Raw genomic sequence first — 1,822 nt, 5'->3', positions numbered from 1 at the left:
CTCGGGACGTCATCCAGAACCATCTTCTGCAACTTATGGCCCTGACCGCGATGGAGGAGCCGGTGAGCTTCTCCGCAGCCGATCTGACGGCCGAGAAGAGCAAGGTGCTCTCCGCCGTCCGTCTTCCCAAGGACCTGTCGATGAACACCGCCCGCGGCCAGTACGGACCCGGATGGCAGGGCTCGCACAAGGCGGTGGGATACCTTGAGGAGAAGGGCATCGACCCGTCAAGCACCACCGAAACCTACGCCGCCATCCGTCTCGACGTGGACACACGCCGCTGGGCCGGGGTCCCGTTCTATCTGCGCACCGGCAAGCGTCTGGGCAAGCGCGTCACCGAAATCGCCGTCATCTTCAAACGCGCCCCGCATCTGCCCTTCGAACAGACCGCGGTGAGGGAGCTGGGCAACAACGCCATCGTGATCCGCGTACAGCCCGACGAGGGCGTCACCATACGCTTCGGCGCCAAGGTTCCCGGAGGCACTGCGATGGAGGTGCGGGACGTCTCCATGGACTTCAGCTACGGCCGGTCCTTCACCGAAAGCTCACCGGAGGCCTACGAGCGTCTCATCCTCGACGTGCTTCTGGGCGACCCGCCGCTGTTCCCCACCACCGAGGAGGTCAACCTCAGCTGGAGGATCCTCGACCCGATAGAGGAGTTCTGGGCGACGCTGGGACAACCGCAATCGTATCGTTCAGGAACCTGGGGGCCCGCCGAGGCCGATGAGATGCTGGCCCGCGACGGCCGCCATTGGAGGATGCCATGATCATCGATATGCCCAACACCCGCACCCGGGAGATCGCCGGGAAGATCGACGAGCTGCACAAGGAGCGCGGCGAATCCGCGACCGGCAGGGTGCTCACCCTGCTGATCTCCACCGAACCCGATGAGCTGGAACGTGCCCTCGAGGTCGCGAACACCGCGAGCCGCGAGCATCCCTGCCGCGTCATCGCCGTCGTTCCGGATCTCAACCCCGATTCCGCCGATGACGCGAGCGACTCCAACCTCAACGCGCAGGTCCGCTTCGGAGCCGATGCGGGGGCCGGAGAGATCATCATCCTCCGCCCGCGCAACGGATTGGTGTCCCATCCGGACACGCTCGTCATACCGCTTCTGGTCCCCGACGCCCCCGTAGCGGCCTGGTGGCCGACGAATCCCCCGTCCAATCCCTCAAAGGATCTTCTCGGGGCCATGGCCCGCAGCCGCATCACCGACGCGATGCTGTCCAACAATCCCGAGGCGACGATGGAACGGCTGCGCCGCAATTGGTCGCCCGAGGACATCGACCTGTCTTGGACACGCCTGACCGTATGGCGGGCCATGCTCGCCTCCATGCTCGACCAGCCGCCGCACCTTCCCATCACGGACGTGCGTGTGAGCGGCCCGGATGATTTCCTGCCCACCGAGCTTCTCTGCTCATGGCTGCGGCTCTCTCTGGACGTTCCGGTCCACACGGAGGTCGACCCCGACGCGGAGGCGATCACGGGCGTGTTCCTGACACGACCCGATGGAGTCGTCTCCCTTGAGCGCCCTCATGAGGACCAGGCCGTCATCAAGCAGCCCGGGCAGCCGGCGCAACCGATCTCCGTTCCGGTGCGAACATTGGAGGACTGCCTCACCGAGGAGCTCCGCCGCATCGACCCCGATCAGATCTACGCAGACGTGATCAACGCCGGGTGGGATCTGACCCACCGCTGACGACCAGCGTGGTCAAACGGCCAACAACAGCCAGCAGGACACCAACAGCAGAAAGGACAGTGTCCACCGTCATGACAACGGCCCATGTGCTCGCCTATCCCGATACGGCCACCATCGCTTTGG

2 protein-coding genes are annotated in these 1,822 nt (G+C 65.1%); both read left to right on the top strand.

The window, feature by feature from the left end; genetic code table 11:
* A partial coding sequence (locus tag Q1X90_RS00235; protein ID WP_300765655.1) for a glucose-6-phosphate dehydrogenase occupies positions 1-767 on the top strand: 767 nt, incomplete at its 5' end.
* Complete coding sequence (locus Q1X90_RS00230) at positions 764-1,699, top strand: glucose-6-phosphate dehydrogenase assembly protein OpcA (protein WP_300765654.1); 936 nt, start codon at positions 764-766, stop codon at positions 1,697-1,699. The genes Q1X90_RS00235 and Q1X90_RS00230, both read left to right, overlap by 4 nt.
* The last annotated feature ends 123 nt before the right edge of the window (positions 1,700-1,822 follow it).

Origin of the sequence: uncultured Bifidobacterium sp. (genome assembly GCF_949292005.1) — a bacterium.
GTDB lineage: Bacteria > Actinomycetota > Actinomycetes > Actinomycetales > Bifidobacteriaceae > Bifidobacterium.
Note: the sequence above shows the minus strand (reverse complement) of the source record. Positions and strands in the feature narration are given on the sequence as shown.

Bases quoted from the DNA above. Each gene is read 5' to 3' on its own strand.
- Q1X90_RS00230 (WP_300765654.1), top strand. From the start codon at position 764: ATGATCATCGATATGCCCAACACCCGCACCCGGGAGATCGCCGGGAAG.